This is a genomic window from Pseudomonas sp. EU05-FHT14B02 (assembly GCF_058791055.1).
Map to the genome: position 1 here is coordinate 68,615 of NZ_JBYTDD010000013.1, position 18,945 is coordinate 87,559.

At 60.7% G+C, this 18,945-nt stretch carries 19 protein-coding genes; 4 read left to right on the top strand and 15 right to left on the bottom strand.

Going from position 1 to position 18,945, the window contains the following annotated elements:
- Positions 1–68 precede the first annotated feature (68 nt).
- The 15 genes from urtA to AC3WTM_RS14205 all read right to left on the bottom strand — a co-directional run bounded on the left by urtA (position 69) and on the right by AC3WTM_RS14205 (position 14,266).
- On the bottom strand, positions 69–1,334 hold the full coding sequence (gene urtA / locus AC3WTM_RS14135) for an urea ABC transporter substrate-binding protein (RefSeq protein ID WP_057712186.1): 1,266 nt from the start codon (positions 1,332–1,334) through the stop codon (positions 69–71).
- A gap of 226 nt (positions 1,335–1,560) precedes the next feature.
- Positions 1,561–2,571 carry a FecCD family ABC transporter permease gene (locus AC3WTM_RS14140; RefSeq protein ID WP_102669220.1) on the bottom strand — a complete coding sequence of 337 codons (1,011 nt, stop codon included), beginning with the start codon at positions 2,569–2,571 and terminating at the stop codon, positions 1,561–1,563.
- Positions 2,568–3,527 (bottom strand): ABC transporter substrate-binding protein, encoded by a 960-nt coding sequence (locus AC3WTM_RS14145; RefSeq protein WP_102669219.1) that lies wholly within the window; start codon positions 3,525–3,527, stop codon positions 2,568–2,570. The genes AC3WTM_RS14140 and AC3WTM_RS14145 overlap by 4 nt, the downstream gene beginning before the upstream one ends.
- A complete protein-coding gene (locus AC3WTM_RS14150; protein ID WP_102669218.1) occupies positions 3,524–4,312 on the bottom strand; it encodes an ABC transporter ATP-binding protein in 789 nt (262 codons plus the stop codon). Before AC3WTM_RS14150 ends, AC3WTM_RS14145 begins: the two co-directional genes overlap by 4 nt.
- A gap of 66 nt (positions 4,313–4,378) precedes the next feature.
- Positions 4,379–5,758, bottom strand: coding sequence for a PepSY-associated TM helix domain-containing protein (locus AC3WTM_RS14155; protein ID WP_102669217.1), 1,380 nt, complete (start codon positions 5,756–5,758; stop codon positions 4,379–4,381).
- A 111-nt stretch (positions 5,759–5,869) separates the two neighbouring features.
- The gene (locus AC3WTM_RS14160) at positions 5,870–7,987 is read right to left on the bottom strand and encodes a TonB-dependent copper receptor (RefSeq protein ID WP_102669216.1); all 2,118 of its coding nucleotides are present in this window, start codon (positions 7,985–7,987) and stop codon (positions 5,870–5,872) included.
- 192 nt (positions 7,988–8,179) lie between these two features.
- Positions 8,180–8,623, bottom strand: a complete 444-nt coding sequence (locus AC3WTM_RS14165; protein WP_102669215.1) for a DUF2946 domain-containing protein — start codon at positions 8,621–8,623, stop codon at positions 8,180–8,182.
- 21 nt (positions 8,624–8,644) lie between these two features.
- The gene (locus AC3WTM_RS14170; protein ID WP_057712179.1) at positions 8,645–9,124 is read right to left on the bottom strand and encodes a copper chaperone PCu(A)C; all 480 of its coding nucleotides are present in this window, start codon (positions 9,122–9,124) and stop codon (positions 8,645–8,647) included.
- Between the two features lie 47 nt (positions 9,125–9,171).
- The gene (locus tag AC3WTM_RS14175; RefSeq protein ID WP_102669214.1) at positions 9,172–9,570 is read right to left on the bottom strand and encodes a DUF2946 domain-containing protein; all 399 of its coding nucleotides are present in this window, start codon (positions 9,568–9,570) and stop codon (positions 9,172–9,174) included.
- A 96-nt stretch (positions 9,571–9,666) separates the two neighbouring features.
- Complete coding sequence (locus AC3WTM_RS14180; protein WP_057397803.1) at positions 9,667–9,957, bottom strand: addiction module antidote protein; 291 nt, start codon at positions 9,955–9,957, stop codon at positions 9,667–9,669.
- Positions 9,958–9,960: 3 nt separating this feature from the next.
- On the bottom strand, positions 9,961–10,263 hold the full coding sequence (locus AC3WTM_RS14185) for a type II toxin-antitoxin system RelE/ParE family toxin (protein WP_102669213.1): 303 nt from the start codon (positions 10,261–10,263) through the stop codon (positions 9,961–9,963).
- A 202-nt stretch (positions 10,264–10,465) separates the two neighbouring features.
- Positions 10,466–11,182: a cobalt-precorrin-6A reductase gene (locus AC3WTM_RS14190; protein WP_102669212.1), complete on the bottom strand. Its 717-nt coding sequence runs from the start codon at positions 11,180–11,182 to the stop codon at positions 10,466–10,468.
- Entirely contained in the window at positions 11,179–12,276 is a 1,098-nt protein-coding gene (locus AC3WTM_RS14195) for a cobalt-precorrin-5B (C(1))-methyltransferase (RefSeq protein ID WP_102669211.1), read from the bottom strand. The genes AC3WTM_RS14190 and AC3WTM_RS14195 overlap by 4 nt, the downstream gene beginning before the upstream one ends.
- Positions 12,269–13,480 (bottom strand): precorrin-6y C5,15-methyltransferase (decarboxylating) subunit CbiE, encoded by a 1,212-nt coding sequence (gene cbiE, locus AC3WTM_RS14200; protein WP_102669210.1) that lies wholly within the window; start codon positions 13,478–13,480, stop codon positions 12,269–12,271. The genes AC3WTM_RS14195 and cbiE overlap by 8 nt, the downstream gene beginning before the upstream one ends.
- Before the next feature lie 138 nt (positions 13,481–13,618).
- On the bottom strand, positions 13,619–14,266 hold the full coding sequence (locus AC3WTM_RS14205; protein ID WP_102669209.1) for a hypothetical protein: 648 nt from the start codon (positions 14,264–14,266) through the stop codon (positions 13,619–13,621).
- A gap of 301 nt (positions 14,267–14,567) precedes the next feature.
- Between AC3WTM_RS14205 and cobG the strand changes: the two genes are divergently transcribed.
- The 4 genes from cobG to cobJ are packed head-to-tail and all read left to right on the top strand — an operon-like array spanning position 14,568 to position 18,931.
- On the top strand, positions 14,568–15,875 hold the full coding sequence (gene cobG, locus AC3WTM_RS14210) for a precorrin-3B synthase (protein WP_102669313.1): 1,308 nt from the start codon (positions 14,568–14,570) through the stop codon (positions 15,873–15,875).
- On the top strand, positions 15,868–16,494 hold the full coding sequence (locus tag AC3WTM_RS14215) for a precorrin-8X methylmutase (protein WP_057712171.1): 627 nt from the start codon (positions 15,868–15,870) through the stop codon (positions 16,492–16,494). The genes cobG and AC3WTM_RS14215 overlap by 8 nt, the downstream gene beginning before the upstream one ends.
- Positions 16,494–17,225, top strand: coding sequence for a precorrin-2 C(20)-methyltransferase (locus AC3WTM_RS14220; protein ID WP_102669312.1), 732 nt, complete (start codon positions 16,494–16,496; stop codon positions 17,223–17,225). Before AC3WTM_RS14215 ends, AC3WTM_RS14220 begins: the two co-directional genes overlap by 1 nt.
- The gene (gene cobJ, locus AC3WTM_RS14225) at positions 17,225–18,931 is read left to right on the top strand and encodes a precorrin-3B C(17)-methyltransferase (RefSeq protein WP_102669208.1); all 1,707 of its coding nucleotides are present in this window, start codon (positions 17,225–17,227) and stop codon (positions 18,929–18,931) included. Before AC3WTM_RS14220 ends, cobJ begins: the two co-directional genes overlap by 1 nt.
- The last annotated feature ends 14 nt before the right edge of the window (positions 18,932–18,945 follow it).

Sequence of the window (18,945 nt, forward strand, 5' to 3'; positions counted from 1 at the left end):
AGCAAGCTCGCTCCCACAGGGAATTGTGTCGTCCTCAGGCACCGTGCCTGGAACCGACACCCAGTGGCTCAGTTGCTCTTCATCGCGTAGTCCGGTTTCTTGTCGTTACCCGGAATGAACGGGCTCCACGGCTGGGCGCGGATCGGGCCTTCGGTCTGCCACACCACATTGAACTGACCGTCGGCCTGGATCTCGCCGATCATCACCGGCTTGTGCAGGTGGTGGTTGGTCTTGTCCATGGTCAGGGTGTATCCGGACGGCGCGGCAAAGGTCTGGCCGCCCAGGGCTTCGCGAACTTTGTCGACGTCGGTGGACTTGGCTTTTTCAGCCGCTTGCGCCCACATGTGGATGCCGACGTATGTGGCTTCCATCGGATCGTTGGTCACCGCTTTGTCGGCGCCCGGCAGGTTGTGTTTCTTCGCGTAGGCTTTCCAGTCGGCGACGAATTTCTTGTTCGCCGGGTTCTCAACCGACTCGAAGTAGTTCCACGCCGCGAGGTTACCCACCAATGGCTTGGTGTCGATGCCACGCAGCTCTTCTTCGCCCACCGAGAACGCCACGACCGGCACGTCGGTAGCCTTCAGGCCCTGGTTGGCCAGTTCCTTGTAGAACGGTACGTTGGAGTCGCCGTTGACGGTGGAGATGACCGCCGTCTTGCCGCCTGCCGAGAACTTCTTGATGTTGGCGACGATGGTCTGGTAGTCGCTGTGACCGAACGGGGTATAGACCTCTTCGATGTCCTTGTCGGCCACGCCTTTGGAGTGCAGGAACGAACGCAGGATCTTGTTGGTGGTGCGCGGATAGACGTAGTCGGTGCCGAGCAGGAAGTAGCGCTTGGCACTGCCGCCTTCTTCGCTCATCAGGTATTCAACGGCAGGGATCGCCTGCTGGTTCGGCGCAGCGCCGGTGTAGAAGACGTTCGGCGACATCTCTTCGCCTTCGTATTGCACCGGGTAGAACAGCAAGCCGTTGAGTTCTTCGAACACCGGCAGTACCGATTTTCGCGATACGGAAGTCCAGCAACCAAATACCACGGCGACCTTGTCCTGGGTCAGCAATTGACGACCCTTCTCGGCGAACAGCGGCCAGTTCGAGGCAGGGTCGACCACCACCGGCTCGAGCATCTTGCCGTTCACGCCGCCCTTGGCATTGATCTCGTCGATGGTCATCAGCGCCATGTCTTTGAGCGATGTTTCGGAGATCGCCATGGTTCCGGACAACGAATGCAGAATACCGACCTTGATGGTCTCGGCGGCCTGGACAGTCCAGGTCATGCCCATCGCGGCAATGGATGCCGAGAGTGTGAAAGCCTTGATCAAACTGCGACGCTTCATTGTGCGATCTCCATGAACTTATGAGTTTTCTTGGTTGGCAGATGCGGACTACTGAAGGTGTGTTTTGCAAGGGCTGTGCCCGGTCGGCAAAGGCAGGGAAATGTCGGTTTAGAGCGGTCGTGCGGTTTGATGGCGCACCATGAAGGATCGCGACAGGCGTGTTGGTGCGAAGAGGTGCGCCAGATTGGAGCGCAGATCTTGTGGGCAACCCCAATCAACTGTGGGATCAGCGACGGCGCATCAGGCCGATGAAGAACAGTCCGCCAATCGCGGCGGTTGCGACGCCGATGGGAAGATCTTCCGGGGCGATCATGGTTCGGGCGGCGACGTCGACCCAAAGCAGAAACACGCTGCCAAGCAACACGCACACCGGCAGTAATCGGCGGTGTTCCGCGCCGACCAGCCGCCGCGCAATGTGCGGCACCATCAGCCCGACAAAACCAATCGAGCCGCTGATCGACACCAGCACTCCGGTCATCAACGAGGCAATCAAAAACACTCGCAGGCGCACGGTGCGTGCATTCAGGCCCAGGGTCACCGCCGTCTGCTCACCGGCCATCAGTGCATTCAGCGGTCGCGCCATGCCCAGCAGCAATATCAGCCCGAACAACACACTGGCTGTCGGTACTGCCAGCAATTCCCAGCGTGCCAACCCTAGCCCGCCGAGCATCCAGAACATCACCGCCGAACTGGCACGATGGTCGCCCATGAACAGCAGCAGATTGGCGATCGCCATCATCACGAACGAGACCGCCACGCCGCACAGCAGCAACCGGTCACTGTCCAGGCGCCCATGACGACTGGCAATCATCAGCACCACCAGCATGCTCAGCAATGCGCCGATGAATGCCGCGATCGGCAAGGTCAGCAGGCCAACGATTTCGCCGACATGCAATACCACAATCACCGCCCCGAGGGTGGCGCCGGAGGTGACGCCGAGCAGGTGCGGATCCGCCAACGGGTTGCGCGTCACCGCTTGCAGCACCGCGCCGATCAGTGCCAGGCCGGCGCCCACCAGTGCGCCGAGCAACATGCGCGGGACGCGGATCAGCCAGACGATGTGATCCTGGCCGGCGCTCCAGTCCTGCGCGCCGATGCCGAACAGCTTGTGCAGCAGGATCCGCCACACCACGTCCACCGGCACCCGGGCCGGGCCGAAGCCCAGCGACACTACGCACGACACCAGCAACAGGGCACCGAGTGCGATCAGCATCAGGACGTAGCGATGGTTGGTCATTCTCCGTGGAAACCCTTGGCCAGGGTTGCGACCGCCAGCACGTTATCGATCCCCGGCGTGGCCTGCACGTAAGGGATGACGATGAAGCGCTGGTGCCTGATCGCGTCCACCGATTGCAGGGCCTTGTTGCTCAGCAGGAATTGAATCTTCTGATCGGCAGTGATTTCGCTGTAGTCGACGATCACGATCACCTGCGGATTGCGCTCGACCACGGTTTCCCAATTGACCCGGGTCCAGCTTGCGTCGACATCATCGAGAATGTTGTGCCCGCCAGCGGCATCGATCAGCGCTTGTGGCATACCCAGGCGCCCCGAGGTCATCGCGCGATCTTCGCCACTGTCGTAGAGAAAAACCCGCGGTTTTTTCGCCGGCAGGCCCTTGTGGATCTCTGTGATCTGATTCTGCATGGCGGCGATCAGCGCGTTGGCGCGGTCCTGCACATCGAAGATTTTGCCGAGGTTGCGCAGGTCGTTGTAAGTGTCTTCCAGGGTCGCGGCAGGGCGCTTCATCACGAAGGCGCAGGATTCGCTCAGCTCATACACATTGATGCCCAGCGGTTGTAGGGTTTGCGGCGTGAGATCGCCACCGATACGCATGCCGTAGTCCCAGCCGGCGAAGAAGAAATCGACGTTGGCATTGAGCAGGGTTTCCACTGACGGGTACTTGGCCGCCAGTTCCGGCAGGCCTTCGAGAATGCCCTGCATCTCGGGCGTCACGGCCTTCCAGCCACTGATGCCGCTGTAACCGGCCATCCGTGGCTTGAGGTCTAGGGCGAGCATCATTTGGGTCATGTTGATGTCGTGGCTGAGGGCGTGTTGCGGTGCCTGCCTGAAGGTCACTTCGCGGTTGCAGCTTTTGATTGTCAGCGGGTAGTGGGTGGCTTCAGCCAATACCTGGACGCTGCCCAGCAGCATCGCGAGAGAGAGGCCGGAGCGCAGCAGGGAACGCAAAGTCATGGTTGGGTTATCCAGGTGATTCGTGGGTAGCCGTGCAGCGGATGTTCATCGATCAGTGCTTGGACGCCGAACACATTGCGCAGCAGCGCAGCCGTCAGGACTTCTTTCGGTGTGCCGCTGGCGACGATATGACCATGGTTGATCACGTACAGTCGATCACAAAAAGCCGCCGCCAGATTGAGGTCGTGGATGCTTGCCAGGGTGCCGATATTCAAGCGCTTGACCAACTTCAAAAGCTCAAGCTGAAAACGCGGGTCGAGGTGGTTGGTCGGCTCGTCAAGGATCAGCAATTGTGGTTGCTGGGCCAGGGCGCGGGCGAGGATGACCCGCTGTTTTTCACCTCCGGAGAGAGTGGCGAACCCGTGGTCTTCGAAGCCCTTGAGACCGACGGATTCCAAGGCCTGATTGACCAGGTCGCGGTCTTCAAGGGTGTCGCCATCGAACAAGCCTTTGTGCGGCGTGCGGCCCATGGCGACCACTTCCTCGACAGTCAGGCCGAAGGCATCAGGGAACTCCTGCAACACCACGGCGATGCGTTGCGCGCACCAGCGCGAGGAGCGCTTCCAGACGTTTTGGTGATCGAGTCTGACCTCGCCGGTTTCCGGTTGATTGAAGCGCCAGGCACACCGCAACAGGCTAGTCTTGCCACTGCCGTTGGGGCCGATCAGCCCGACGAACTCACCGGCGGCCACGTGTAGCGAGGCGTCACGCAGCTGGAATTGGTGGTGGCAATGGCCGTGACCCAGTGGGGACCAGGTGAGGTTTGTCAGATTCAGCGAGGTCATGCAGTGACTCTTGAGGTGATGCGCGGGGAGTTTACAGTGCCTTTCGCCCGGCGCATCTCGCCTGTTTCAAGATGAAGATGAAGCCGACTCAGTTTGCCGGGTAAAGCGCGACAGCAGCACGCGATCGAGCACCCACACCGCCACCAGAGAAGCACCCACCAACGGGAAGGCCACTGCCAGGGCGAACATGATAACCATCGCGGTTTTCCATTTTGGCAGGTGATGGCGCAGCGGCGGCACGCCGAGTTTTCCTTGTGGGCGGCGCTTCCACCAGATCACCACGCCGCTGACCGCGCTGAGCAAAATCATCAGGCAGATCAGCAACACGACGATCTGATTGAACACACCGAACATCTTGCCCTCGTGCAGCATCACGCCGATTTCCGTGGCGCGGGCGACGGTGCCGTACTGCTCGAAGCGTACATCGGCCAGGACCTTGCCGGTGTACTGGTCGATGTGCAGCGTGGCGTCATTACGCGGGTCGTCGGCGAATACGGCGATGGTGAACACGCCGGTCGCGGTGGTCGGCAGGGTGATGCTGTAGCCCGGTTCGACCTTGCGCTCTCTGGCGATGTTTTGTACGTCCTGCAGGCGGATGGTCGGCGATGCCGGACCGGCCGCTGCGCCGTCGTGGGCCATGTGCTCGGCATGGTCGCCGGACATCGGCAACGGGGTGTTTTCCATGGCCCACGGCACGGTCTGGCGGGTGGCGGTGTTGAGGCTGCGTGCCTCGATGTCGGACTTCGGCACGTCATCCCACATGGCCGCCGGGAACACGTTCCACACTTCGGCGTATTGCTTGCCCCAGAATCCGGTCCAGGTCATGCCGCTGAGCAGCATCACCAGCAGTAGGGACGCGCCCCAGAACCCGGTGACCGCGTGCAGGTCGCGCCACAATACGCGACCTCGACTGTTCAGGCGTGGCCACAAAATGCCTGCCGCCTGACCGCGCGGCCACCACAGGAAAATGCCGGACACCACCAGCACCACGCCCCACCCGGCGGCCAGTTCGATCAGCCGATCGCCAACGGTGCCGATCATCAGCTCGCCGTGAATCGACCGGGCGATGGCTTGCAGGTTCTTCTTGGCATCTTGTTCACCGAGGATGTCACCGTGGTACGGATCAACGAAAACGTTCAGCTCCTTTTCATCGTTGAGCACGACAAACTGCGCGCTGCGCCCGGCATTGACCGGCGGCAGGTACTGGGTGACCTGACCTTGTGGGTAAGCCGTTTTCACCCGTTTCAGCAGGTCGTCGGCCGGGACGGTGTGATGACCGGCCGGGACGTTAAGCAGGCTGCTGTACATCAGCGAGTCGAGCTGCGGTTTGAACAGGTAGACGGTGCCGGTCAACGCCAGCATCACCATGAATGGCGCAACGAACAATCCGGCATAGAAATGCCAGCGCCAGGCCAGGTTGTAGAAATTCACTTTGGGCTGTTTCATCACGTGTGCTCCGCTTGGCTGGATCTTTCAGTTGTTTGTTTTTGCGATTGCTGCGCAACCGATCGCGAGCAAGCTCGTTCCCCTGTAGGAGCGAGCTTGCTCGCCAAGCTTTTAGAAACTCATGTCCACCTTGGTCCAGAGTGTTCGCCCCGGTTCCTTGATGGCTTGCGGGTCATTGGCCGGGTAGCCGAAACCGGCGTTGCCGGCCAGGTTCAAGTGTTCGGCGTAAGCCTTGCCGAACAGGTTGTCGACGCCGCTGCTGACCTTCCAGTTGCTGTTGATCCGATAGGCTCCGTTGAGGGAGAACACGCCGAAGCCCGGCGTCTTGTCGAAGTCCTTGCCGACCACGTTGCCCTTGTTCTGGTCGATGCGGTTTTGTGCGGCGACTACTCTCCACAGTGCGCCGGCGCTCCAGTTGTCTTCGCTGTAGGTCAGGCCGAAACGGGCATCCAGCGGCGGCATCTGCGGCAATGCACTGCCATCGCTGCTGTTCTTGCCCCAGGCATAGGCCAGGGTCGCGTCGGCTTTCCAGTTGTCGGTGAAGTTGTAAGCGGCGCCCAGTTCGCCGCCCATGATTCGTGCGTCGATGTTTTCGGCTTGCGAGGTCGTACCCATCATTGTCGGGGTGTAGTTGAACAGGATGTAATCGCGCACCTGTCCGACGTAAGCCGAGGCCCAGGCTTCGAGGTCTTCGGTCTTGTATTGCAGGCCGAAATCGAGCTGGGTGGTTTTTTCCGGTTTGATCGAGTCGAAGGCATTCACCGAACCGGCGGGGCCGGACTTGGGAGAGAAAAGCTCCCAGTAATCCGGGAACCGCTGGGAGTGACCGAGGCCTGCATACAGGGTGGTCGGGCTATCGGCCAGGTCATGTTCATAGCGGATGAAACCACTCGGCAGGGTGTCGGCGCGGGTGTCGTCGGCGGTCGGATTCGGACGGGTCATCATGCCCGAGCCAGTGGTCTGCCGATAATCCTTGGCCGATGCTCGGTCCAGGCGCGCGCCGCTGATCAGGCGGTCACGGTCGGCGGCGTACCAGGTCAATTCGCCGAAGACTCCGTAGTTATGGAAGTCGGCATCCTTGGTGTACGGCAGGTCCTTGTAGGTGTCGACGCCCATGGCACCGCGCTGGCGATGTTCGTTGGTCTGCGCGTCGATGCCGCTGATCAGTTGCACATCAGTCCAGCGCCAGGTGGCCTTGACCCGGGCGCCGAGGGTGCGGCGGTCGACGTTGGAGGCCATGGGGCCGGCCATCATCCCGGTGCCGGACGGCGTGCGCAGGGTGTAGTTGTCCATCACGTGATCGGCGTAGTTGTAGTAGACCTGCGCCTCGACCTTATCCAGTACCTCGCCGATGTTGGATTGCTCGAAGCGCAGGCCAAGGCTTTCGCGCAGGAACTGCGAGCCGTCCATGCCGCGCCCGGCGTAGCGGGCTTCACCATCGCCACGGCCGGCGGTCAGCTCCAGCAAGGTGTCGGTGTTCGGCGTCCAGCCGACGGCCACGTCGCCGTTCCATTTGTCATAGCGCGACGCCACGGTGTCGTTGTTGCCGTCCTGGTAGTCGTCGGAGTGCGCGGTGTTGCCGATGACCCGCACATAACCCGATTGTCCACCGGCGGCAGCGTCCACCAGTTTGTCGAAGCGGCCGTTGGAGCCGGCCAGCACGCTGGCGTTGACCCGTGTGCCGAGTGCGCCGAAATGCTCCGGCTCGCGGTCGAACAGGATAGTGCCAGCCGAGGAGCCCGGTCCCCACAGCACGGTTTGCGGGCCTTTGATCACGGTGAGCTTGTCGTAGGTTTCCGGTGAGATGTAGGAGGTCGGGGCGTCCATCCGGCCCGGGCAGGCGCCGAGCATCATGCTGCCGTTGGTGAGGATGTTCAGCCGCGAGCCGAACATGCCGCGCAGCACCGGGTCACCATTGGTGCCACCATTGCGCACCATGGCAAAGCCGGGGATGGTCTTCAGGTAATCGGCGCCATCGCTGGCCGGCACCGGTTGTCGCGGGTCCTTGGGGTTGGTGACGATGGTCAGGGGCAAGCTGGGCGCAACGGCGGTAATCACCGTCGGGCTCAGTTCTTCGGTGTGACCGGCATGATCATCGGCCAGCGCAGAAGGCGCCAGCAATGCACCGCACAGGATGGCGGTGGCGTGCCTGAAACGAACACCGGATTCGTTCAGGGCATAAGAGGCTTGGGCAGGGCTCAAGCACGGGACAGCGGAAAACCTGGACATGACAATTTCCATCGAACAGTCGTAAACGACACGGCCGGCAGCCTGAAGCTGTCCCTGTGGGAGTGGGCTTGTTCGCGAAAGCGGTGTGCCAGACGACATCAACGTTGACTGACACTTCCTCCTCGCGAGCAAGCTCGCTCCCACAGGTTGCTTTGGCTGTCTTGCGGACCGTGTGAAATCAGAAGTGAGTGTTTACGCGACGACGGGCGGGGCGCGGGTACGGGCGCCGGGGAAGAAGGTTGGCCGAGCATGGCCCTGGCGCGCAGAGGGTGTGGTGAAGGTGTTGACGGGCCGGATGACGAAGTTGGCGAAAGACACGCCACCGGTCAGCGCCGGGCAATTGAACAGCAGGCTGCAATAGCCGCATTTTTCCCACAGCACATGGTGCCCCGGGGCTGGCGGGCAATGCTCGGCGGTGGCTTGCGTGCCATGGTCTGCATGCTCCATCGCCGACATGTCCATGCTCATACCCGTAGGCATGTTCATCGACATGGCGCGCGAATCCATCGGCATCGACTGAGAAATCAGCGGACCGATAAAGATCATCAGCATGGCGAACAGGCTGATCCAGCTGCCACGTGTCAGGCTCAATGCCTGATTGCGTGACCTGGATGACCTGGCGCTAAGCGGGCGCATGGGCGTATTCAGCGCAGGTGGTTATTGCGCGTGCTTGTGTTCTTGCATGGCGTCCGGCGCTTGCTTCTGCACTGCGACTTCGACCGTCACGTCACCGGACTTCTCGAAGTGCAGCGTCATGGGGAAGCGCTTGCCGTCAGTGAGCAGGCTGCGGTCCTTGAGGCCCAGCAACATCACGTGATAGGCCATGGGCGCGAAAGTGACCTCGCCACCGGCGGGCACTTCCACGCTCGGTACGTGCTGCATTTTCATCATGTCGCCTTGCATCACGTGCTCATGCAATTGCGCTTCGCCCGCAATGGGGGTGTCGACGCTGAGCAGGCGGTCGGCGGTCTTGCCTTGATTGTTGATCACGAAATACGCCGCAACGGTGGGCGCATTGGGCGGCAACTCCTGGGACCACGGATGAGCGATTTCCAGTGTGCCGACCTTGTATTCGTGGGCATTGGCAAAGCAGGCAGGCAGCAGCAACGCAGCCAGAACGATGAGTTTGTTCAACATGGCAATTCTCCGGAACGATTTAAAACGCAGTCAAATGCGAGAAAAAATCACACCAGAGGGGACGCGCGGGGGTTGAGACTCGGCCATTGCTGGCGCGGTGAAGGGCTTTCCAGAGAGGTCGCAGGCAGGCTTCGGTTGGACTCGAAGTGCGCAAAATACAGCTGTGGCGTATGCCCCGGCAGCGCCACCAATGGTGCAGAACCCGAGCAGCACCAGCAATGCTGCATGTTGGAATGATCGTCGCTTTGCGGGGCTTTCTGTTCCAGGTCCCCGATGGAAATCGCCACCATCCTGGTGCCGCTGGAGCTGCAGAAACTGCCCCACAACAACTGTTCGGCCGGTGACTTCACCGATTGCGCCATCGCTCCGGACATCGGCATGGCGAGCATGTTGAACAGCACTGCGAAGCAGGCTATCCAGGCAATTGCAAGCCGTTGTCGGGACATGGGACAAATCCGTTTGGGTGGGCGATCAGGCGCGGGCTATTTAGCCTGATCAGGGCCGATAAGTAAAAAGACGGCGTGCGGTGTGGTGTCGCAGCATCAGACAGCGATGGCGTGCAAACGCAGACCCAAGGCTTTCATAACCTTCATGATAGTCGCGAATTCCGGATTGCCACTACTGCTCAGCGCCTTGTACAGACTCTCGCGCCCCAAGCCGGCATCACGGGCTATTTGTGTCATGCCCTTTGCCCGGGCGATATCGTTGAGCGCTGCACGTATCAGCACGCCGTCTCCAGCATCCTCTTCAAAGCAGGCATCCAGATAAGCCGCCATTTCTTCCGGTGTCTTGAGAAACTCGGCGGCATCAAAACGGGTAAATTGTTCGGCCATGATTTACTCCTCATTACCGATATTGTGTGCCATTTGAATAGCACGTTTGATATCTCGTTTTTGAGTCGACTTGTCACCCCCAATCAACAGCAAGTAAATCACCTCATCTCGGCGAGTGAAGTACAACCTGTAGCCTGGGCCGTAGTGAACGCGCATCTCATACACCGCAGCACCTACAGATTCACAATCACCAAAATTTTCATACTCGGCTGCCCGGAGTCTCGCGATTATTCGAGCTTTGCCAATGGTGTCCCTCAGCGAGTTGAGCCAGTCAGCAAATACTCGGGATCGCTCAAATTCGACCATATTTAATCGTATTCCTTGGGATACAGGGTGGCAAGCGTCACTTTCTTTTGGGCGAGGCCATTCATCCCCGTGGATGTCGGGTGCGCTTGATCGGTTCAGGAGGAGGCGAACTATAGGAATGCGGTCGTAGAGTACGATAGCCAGCTGCGTCTGAGTTTATTGCCAGCGCAATCGCTGGATTTAGCAACTCTCAGGAACAGTCCTACATAGATAGGACATCCAGCATATCCGCCACCGAGAGGAATTCACAATCCACGTCGGGCAACACCGGCCGCTTCAAGACAATCACCGGCACCCCACGTTCACGTGCGACTTCCAGTTTCGGTTCGGTCGCCGTGCTGCCGCTGTTCTTGCTGATCAGCACGTCGATGTTTCGCCGTTCGAACAACTCACGTTCATCGTCGATCAGGAATGGTCCACGGGCGCCGATCACTTCGCAGCGCTCGTTGCCCGGATACACATCCAGTGCGCGCAGGGTCCAGAATTGTGCCGCTGGAATTTCGTCCAGGTGTTGCAGGGGCTCGCGACCGAGGGTGAACAGCGGTCGACGGAAGGGCTTCAGAGCGTCGATCAGTCTCGCCCAATCGCTGACTTCCCGCCAGTCATCACCCGCCTGGGCTTGCCAGGCGGGACGCCGTAGCGCCCAGCAAGGAATGCCGCTCAAGCGCGCGGCGGTCGCGGCGTTCTGGCTGATTTGGGCGGCGTAGGGGTGAGTGGCATCGAGCAGCAGATCGATGCCTTCTTTGCGAATGAACTGCGCCAGACCCTCGGCGCCGCCGTAGCCGCCGACGCGAACCTGGCATTGCAGATCTGTTGGTATCCGACCTACGCCGGCCAGGCTGTAGATGTGCTGCGGTCCCAGCGTGCGGGCAATGGCCATGGCTTCGGTCACGCCGCCGAGCAACAGGATGCGCTTCATTGAAAGGCCCCCGCATGGCCAACGATCCCGCCCTGGCGATCGATGGCGAAGACTTCCACCTGAACCTGCGGCGGCACCACGCTGCGGGCAAAATCCAGGGCGTGCTGACAGACGGCATCGCCCAGGGCAACCCCGGCTGCGGCGGCCATGGCCAGTGCCTGCTGGCTGGTGTTGGCCTCGCGGATGCTCTGCTGCAACGCCGCATCGGCGCCGACCTGCGCCGCCCATAACGCCAGTTGCGGCAGGTCAATGCTCGAATGACGACTGTGCAAATCCATGTGCCCGGCCGCCAGTTTGCTGATCTTGCCGAAACCACCGCACAGGCTGAGTTTATCCACAGGCGCTTTGCGCAGATGCTTGAGCACGGCGCCAACGAAGTCGCCCATTTCGATCAGGGCGATTTCCGGCAGGTTGTAGACCCGGCGCATGGTGTCTTCGCTGGCGTTGCCGGTGCAGGCGGCGATGTGTAGGTAACCGTTGGTCTTCGCCACGTCGATGCCCTGGTGGATCGAGGCGATGTAGGCGGCGCAGGAAAACGGCCGGACGATGCCACTGGTACCGAGTATCGACAGGCCACCAAGAATGCCCAGGCGTGGGTTCATGGTTTTCAGTGCCAGCGCCTCGCCGTTCTCGACATTGACCGTGACCTCGAAACCGCCACTGTAGCCGAGTTCGTCAGCCAGTCGGGCCAAGTGTTCGCTGATCATTTTTCGTGGCACCGGGTTGATCGCGGGCTCGCCGACTCCCAGCACCAGCCCGGGCCGGGTCACGGTGCCGACGCCGCGACCGGCCTTGAAGCGCGTCCCCGGTTCGCTGCTCAGGCGCACCTGGGAGTAGAGCAGGGCACCGTGGGTCACGTCTGGATCGTCACCGGCGTCCTTGAGGGTTCCTGATTCGGCGCCGTCCTCGGTGAGGCGGCAGAACTCCAGGCGCATCTGCACCTGTTTGCCCTTGGGCAACACGATTTCCACCGCATCGGTCGATGTGCCAGCCAGCAGCAGACGCGCGGCGGCGAGGCTGGTAGCCGTGGCGCAACTGCCGGTGGTCAGGCCGCTGCGCAGAGGGGCGGGGTGTTCGGCGGTTTCGTCACGCATCGAAGGGTTTCGTCACGTCCAGCAAGGTAATCGGCAAGGCCTGGCGCCAGGTGTCGAAGTCGCCCAGCGGTTGGGCCTGGGCGATATGAATTCGCGTCAGCTCCCCGCCGTGTTGCTCGCGCCAGGCCATCAGGGTCATTTCACTTTGCAGTGTGACTGCGTTGGCAATCAGCCGGCCACCGGGTTTGAGTTCGGCCCAGCAGGTATCGAGCACGCCCTCGCGGGTGACACCGCCGCCGATGAAAATCGCATCCGGCCGCTCCAGCCCGGTCAGTGCCTGCGGCGCGCTGCCGCGAACCAGTTGCAGGCCGGGAACGCCGAGGGCATCGCGGTTGTGTTCGATCAACGCTTGTCGGCCCGCATCTGCCTCGATGGCCAGTGCGCGGCAACCGGGGTGGGCGCGCATCCATTCGATGCCGATCGAGCCACTGCCGGCGCCGACATCCCACAACAGTTCGCCGGGGATCGGGGCCAGGCGCGCGAGGGTGATGGCGCGCACATCGCGCTTGGTCAGTTGGCCGTCGTGCTTGAAGGCGGAGTCTGGCAGGCCGGCCAGTCGTGACAGGCGTAGCGTGTTCGGCTCGGCGATGCACTCGATAGCGATCAGATTCAGGTCGGCGATCACAGGATCAGTCCATTCATTGGCGATGCCATCGACACGCCGCTCGGCTTCACCGCCCAAATGTTCGAGCACTGTTATCCGGCTCGGACCGAAACCACGTTCACGCAGCAGTGCGGCGATGGCGGCGGGGCTGTGGCCGTCGTTACTCAACACCAGCAAGCGCACGCCACTGGACAATTGTGCGTTGAGTGCGGCAACGGGGCGGGCAACCACCGACAACGTGACCACTTCCTGTAAGGGCCAACCCATTCGCGCCGCAGCAAGTGAGCAAGAAGAGGGAGCGGGCAGAATAAGCATTTCATCGCTGGATAAATGTCGGGAGAGACTGGCTCCCACCCCGAAAAACATCGGATCACCGCTGGCCAGGACGCAAACGGGGTCTCCCTGTTTCGCCAAAACCGGTTCAAGGGCGAAAGGACTGGGCCACAATTGCCGTACACCGCAGATGCAGGCCGGCAACAGGTCCAGTTGCCGTTGACCGCCAATGATCCGCGTGGCGTTCATCAGAGCGTGTCGGGCATTTTTGCCAAGCCCCTTGAAGCCTTCTTCTCCAATGCCTACCACTGTCAGCCAGGGGGTCATGCTGTTCCTCTTCTATCAATCGAAGCCAAATCATCGCGCTGCCGATCTGTATCGACCTGTGCGGTGGTGCATCATAGCGCGGTGTGGATTGAGTTCGCCTGTCGCTGGTGTCTGTCAATGTGATCAGGGCTTATCCAGTTAATGGTTCTTTTTCAGGTCGAATCTCTTCATTCTGATTTCGAGCCGCTTGCGTTCGATGAGCGATCTTTTGCTTTCGAGTATGTTTTTGTCCAGTTTAAGATAAGCACGTTGCTGGATGATTTTTGCAGCGTGATCCTCCATATTCCAGAATAGAAAACCACTTTTTTTGATCGTGGTAACTAATTCAAGATTAAAGACTGCGATTTCAAGAAACCCCTTTGAGTCGTAGCGTGCGGGTATTACTTGAAAGCGCTCCCCCAGGGAACTTTGTTGGTCCAGTGAATAAAGCGCCGTCTGGTTGGGTTTCAATGCGTCGAGTGTGTCAATCATAGCGTTCCCTTGCCGGCTATCCGGCATGGTTTGAGCGCTTTGGATCAGAAACTCGGCAATGCTTTTCGAAACGGAGTGTTGGGTGCGGGTGAAGATGGCATCCTGAAAAACGGACCAGCCGAAAAAATTCAACGTCGCAACGTATTCATTCAGCCACGTTGTCGAGTCGGCGAAGCGACTGCCAACCATGTCTGCGGACTGGGTGGCTATTTGTGTGCAATGGGTGAAGTCGTCGTAATCTTGCAGTGATATTTCGTCGATACATGAAATAAGGTTGTGGGCTGTCAATATTCCGGTTGTTTTTTCAGATTTCATTTTTTGTTCCCTTGAAATGGCTGGTTTTTTGCCGTTGTTTTATTTGGGGGGTGGTGAAAAGTACAAGGGTTGGTGTGTGGTTTAAATATGTCTGGATGGTTGAATTGATTCTTGCTGTTAGCGTTTTTTACTGAGTATTCAATTAGAACTTGCGATGGCTATTCAGGCTTGAAGCGCAAAGCCTGGGCCGGGGATCACGCGCTTTTCGTCGTCAACCTGCCAGGGTTTTTCATCAGGTCGGACAAAGCAGGCATAATGCTGTCCTTCGTCTTGTACCGGTCGTCCTGTGAAGTCACGTCAGATACCCAACCGCTTGCGCCCTTCCGCCTGTCCCGGGTTGTTGCGTGTCGTCCAGGCATTGGACGGTGGTATTTGCCGGATCAAACTCGACGGTGGCGCCATCCGTGCGCACCAGGCAATTGCTGTGGCCGATGCCGCCGAGCGATATGCCAGCGGAGCGATCGAAGCGACCAACCGGGCCAACCTGCAGATCCGCGGCATTGGCAACGAGCAAGCGGCGTTGATCGACAGCCTGCTGGCCGCCGATCTGGGGCCGCGAACGGCGGCTGGCGACGATGTGCGCAACCTGATGCTCAGCCCCGGCGCCGGGATCGATCGGCGCATGCTGTTCGACACTCGTCCGCTGGCCGGGCAGATCCTCGCCACACTGCAAAGCCAGGAAGCGTTCCACGACCTCAGTGCCAAATTCGCCGTGCAGCTTGATGGCGGTGAAGACCTGACGATGCTCGAGCATCCCCATGACCTGTGGCTCTCGGCGTTTGAACAAAACGGCGAGCGACGGCTGGCGTTCGGTCTGGCGGGATGCCCGACGGACAGCCCCGCCGGCTCGGTTGCACTGGCTGACGGGCACGCGCTGGTAGTCGCGGTCCTTGAGTTGTTCCTTGAACTGGCGCGCCCCGAGCAAACGCGGATGCGCCATTTGCTGGCCGAGTACCCGATCGGGGGCATTGTGCTTCGACTGGCTGAGCGAGTGCCGCTGCAGGCCGTTATCGGTTGGCAACGGGTTTCGGGCTCCAGTGATTTGCACATGGGTGCCCATCCCCAAGCCGAGTCCGGTGTTGTCTATGTGGGAGCCGTCCCGCCGCTGGGGCGACTTGATCCGGCGATGCTGCGGGGTGTGGCACAACTGGCGCGGGAGTTCGGGGATTCCAGTCTGCGCTTCACTCCTTGGCAAAGCCTGCTGTTGCCCAATGTCCGCACGGAAAACGCCGCTGAGGTCATTCGGCAATTGCAGTGTATTGGCTTGCAGTGCGAAGCCGATCTGCCCTTGTCCCGGTTGATCGCCTGCACCGGCTCAAACGGCTGCGGTAAAAGCCTGGCCGAGACCAAGGGCGATGCCCTGCAACTGGCCAGATTGCTGCAGCGTCACGGTCAAACACCGAGCGTGCATTTGAGCGGGTGCGCGCGCTCCTGCGCCGCCGCGCATACGGCGCCCGTCACATTACTGGCCGTCGCCCACGGTCACTACGACCTCTATTTTCGCGATGCAACGCAGCCGGGTTTCGGCGCGCTGCACGCACGCAACCTTACTATTGAAGCGGTCGCGGCCCTGCTCGACGCCCGCTCACGGAGCCCCCTTGATGCTTGATTACATCCGCGACGGTCAGGAGATCTATCGCAACTCCTTCGCGATCATTCGCGCCGAGGCCAACCTCGACCGAATCCCGGACGATCTGGAGAAACTCGCGGTCCGTGTCATTCACGCCTGCGGCATGGTCGAGGCCATCGACGGCCTGCAGTTTTCCGAAGGTGCGGGCAAGGCCGGGCGTGATGCGCTGGCGGCCGGCGCGCCGATTTTGTGCGATGCGCGGATGGTCTCCGAAGGCGTGACCCGTGCGCGGTTGCCGGCGAACAATCCGGTGATCTGCACCTTGCGCGACGAGAGTGTTCCGGAACTGGCTCGTGATTTGGGTAACACCCGCTCAGCCGCTGCGCTGGAACTGTGGCGCCCGCATCTGGAAGGCAGCGTGGTGGTCATCGGCAACGCTCCGACGGCACTGTTTTACTTGCTGGAAATGCTTGACGCCGGTGCGCCAAAACCGGCGCTGATCCTCGGTTTTCCGGTGGGCTTCGTCGGTGCCGCCGAATCCAAGGCCGCGCTGGCGGCTGACAGCCGTGGCGTGCCTTTTGTCATCATGCAGGGTCGCCTGGGCGGTAGCGCCATGGCCGCCGCCGCCGTCAATGCCCTCGCCACGGAGATCGAATGATGCAGCAACCTGGACGTTTGATCGGCCTCGGCGTCGGTCCCGGTGATCCGGAACTGATTACCGTCAAGGCCCTGCGCTTGCTACGCGAATCCCCAGTGGTGGCGTACTTCGTGGCCAAGGGCAAGAAAGGCAACGCCTTCGGCATCATCGAGGCGCATCTGCAGGAAGCGCAGAATTTGTTGCCGCTGGTGTACCCGGTGACCACCGAAGCCTTGCCGGCACCGTTGTCCTACGAGCAAGTGATCAGCGACTTCTACGATGACGCAGCCGGCGAATTGGCGACGCATCTCGATGCCGGTCGCGATGTGGCGGTGATCTGCGAAGGCGATCCGTTCTTCTACGGCTCCTACATGTACCTGCACGACCGGCTCGCCGAGCGTTATCAGGCCGAAGTCGTGCCCGGTGTGTGCTCGATGCTTGGCGGGGCCTCGGTGCTCGGTGCCCCGCTGGTGTATCGCAATCAGAGTCTGTCGGTGTTGTCCGGTGTGTTGCCGCACGACGAACTCAAGCGTCGCCTGGCCGATGCCGATGCGGCGGTGATCATGAAGCTTGGGCGCAACTTTCCCAAGGTTCGCCAAGTGCTGGAAGAACTTGGCCTGGCCGAGCGCGCGTTGTACGTCGAGCGTGCAACCATGGCCAATCAGAAGATCGTGCCGCTGGATCAGGTCGAGCCGATGTCCTCGCCGTACTTCTCGTTGATCATCGTTCCTGGTGAAAGGTGGCAAGGCTGATGACCCGTCCAGTTCCGGCGATTGTCATTCTTGGCAATGGCAGCCTCGCCACCGCGCGTAGTATTCAGCAGGTGTATCCCGACGCCCTGATCCATGGCTTGGCCGAACGGGTCGAAGGCGCGGATCGGGCCTATCACGAGTTCGGTGCGACCCTGCGCGAACTCTATCAACAGGGCGCGCCGATCATTGCCCTGTGCGCGGCCGGGATCGTGATCCGCACGCTGGCGCCCCTGTTGCTGGAAAAAGGCGCCGAACCACCGGTATTGGCGGTAGCCGAAGACGGTAGCGCAGTGGTTCCACTGTTGGGTGGTCTCGGTGGGGTGAATGTGATGGCGCGGGAAATTGCTGCCGCGCTTGAAGTCGCGGCGGCGATCACCACCAGCGGCGAGTTGCGTTTCGGCACTTGCCTGCTCAACCCGCCCAGCGGCTATGCCCTTGGCGATCTTGAGTTGGGCAAACGATTCGTTTCCGATCTGCTCGCCGGCGAAACGGTGCGCATTGAGGGTGAGGCTCCGTGGCTGGCACATGTGCAGTTGCCTGAGAATGAGCAGGCGCGGCTGACCGTTCACGTCGGCCATACCGAGCGCGAGCCAGCCGCAAACGAATTGCTGATCTATCCACGCAACGTGCTGGTTGCCGTCACGGGCGAATCGAGCAATGTGTCGGGGATCATTCGCGAGGCTTTGCATCAGGCCGGAATCGCCGTGCAATCGATGGCTTGCCTGTTGGCCGCCGACACCGAAATGGCCAACTCTGCGCTGCGCGAAAGTGCGCTTGAGTTGGGTGTGCCATTGCGTTTTGTCAGTGCTGCAGGTGCGGCCAGTGAACTGCTGCGGCATGCCATAGGGCAGCCTGTCTCCATCGTTGGTGATGACACTATTGCCATTGCGGTCGCCGAGCAGCCGCTGGACCCCTTGCAGATCGGCCGCCCACGCGGGCGCCTGGCGGTGATTGGTCTCGGGCCGGGGGCTGCCGAATTGATGGTGCCGGCGGTGAAGGCGGAACTGGCTCGTGCCAACGATGTTCTCGGCTACGAGACCTACGTGCGCATGGCCGGGCCGTTCCGGGCTGATCAGGTCTTGCACTGCACCGATAACCGTGAAGAAATGCAGCGCGCCCGTCACGCCTTTGAACTGGCAGCCCAAGGTAGGTCGGTGGTGGTGGTTTCGTCTGGCGATCCGGGTGTTTTCGCCATGGCAGCCGCTGTGCTTGAGGCGCTTCACGAGTCTAGCGATGCCATCTGGCACAGCGTCGATCTTGAGATTTTGCCGGGTGTCTCTGCTTCGTTGGCAACCGCTGCCCAGGCCGGTGCGCCCTTGGGGCATGACTTCTGTGTGCTGTCGCTGTCGGACAACCTCAAGCCTTGGTCGATCATTGAAAAACGCCTGGATCTGGCCGCTCAAGCCGATCTCGCCCTGGCCTTTTACAACCCGATCTCGCGTTCGCGGCCGTGGCAATTAGGGCGGGCGCTGGAGATTGTTGGCCAGCATCGTGAACCGGCCACGCCGGTTGTGTTGGGGCGGGACATCGGTCGTCCGGGGCAGACCTTGCGGGTGACAACACTCGGTCAACTGAGTGTCGATCAGGTGGACATGCGGACCATGGTTCTCATCGGCTCATCGACAACGCGCGTGATTCCTCGCCTCGATGGTAGTACGTGGGTGTACACGCCGCGCAGCTATGGCGATAAGCTCACCCCCTTATAACAGTCAGTATTTTT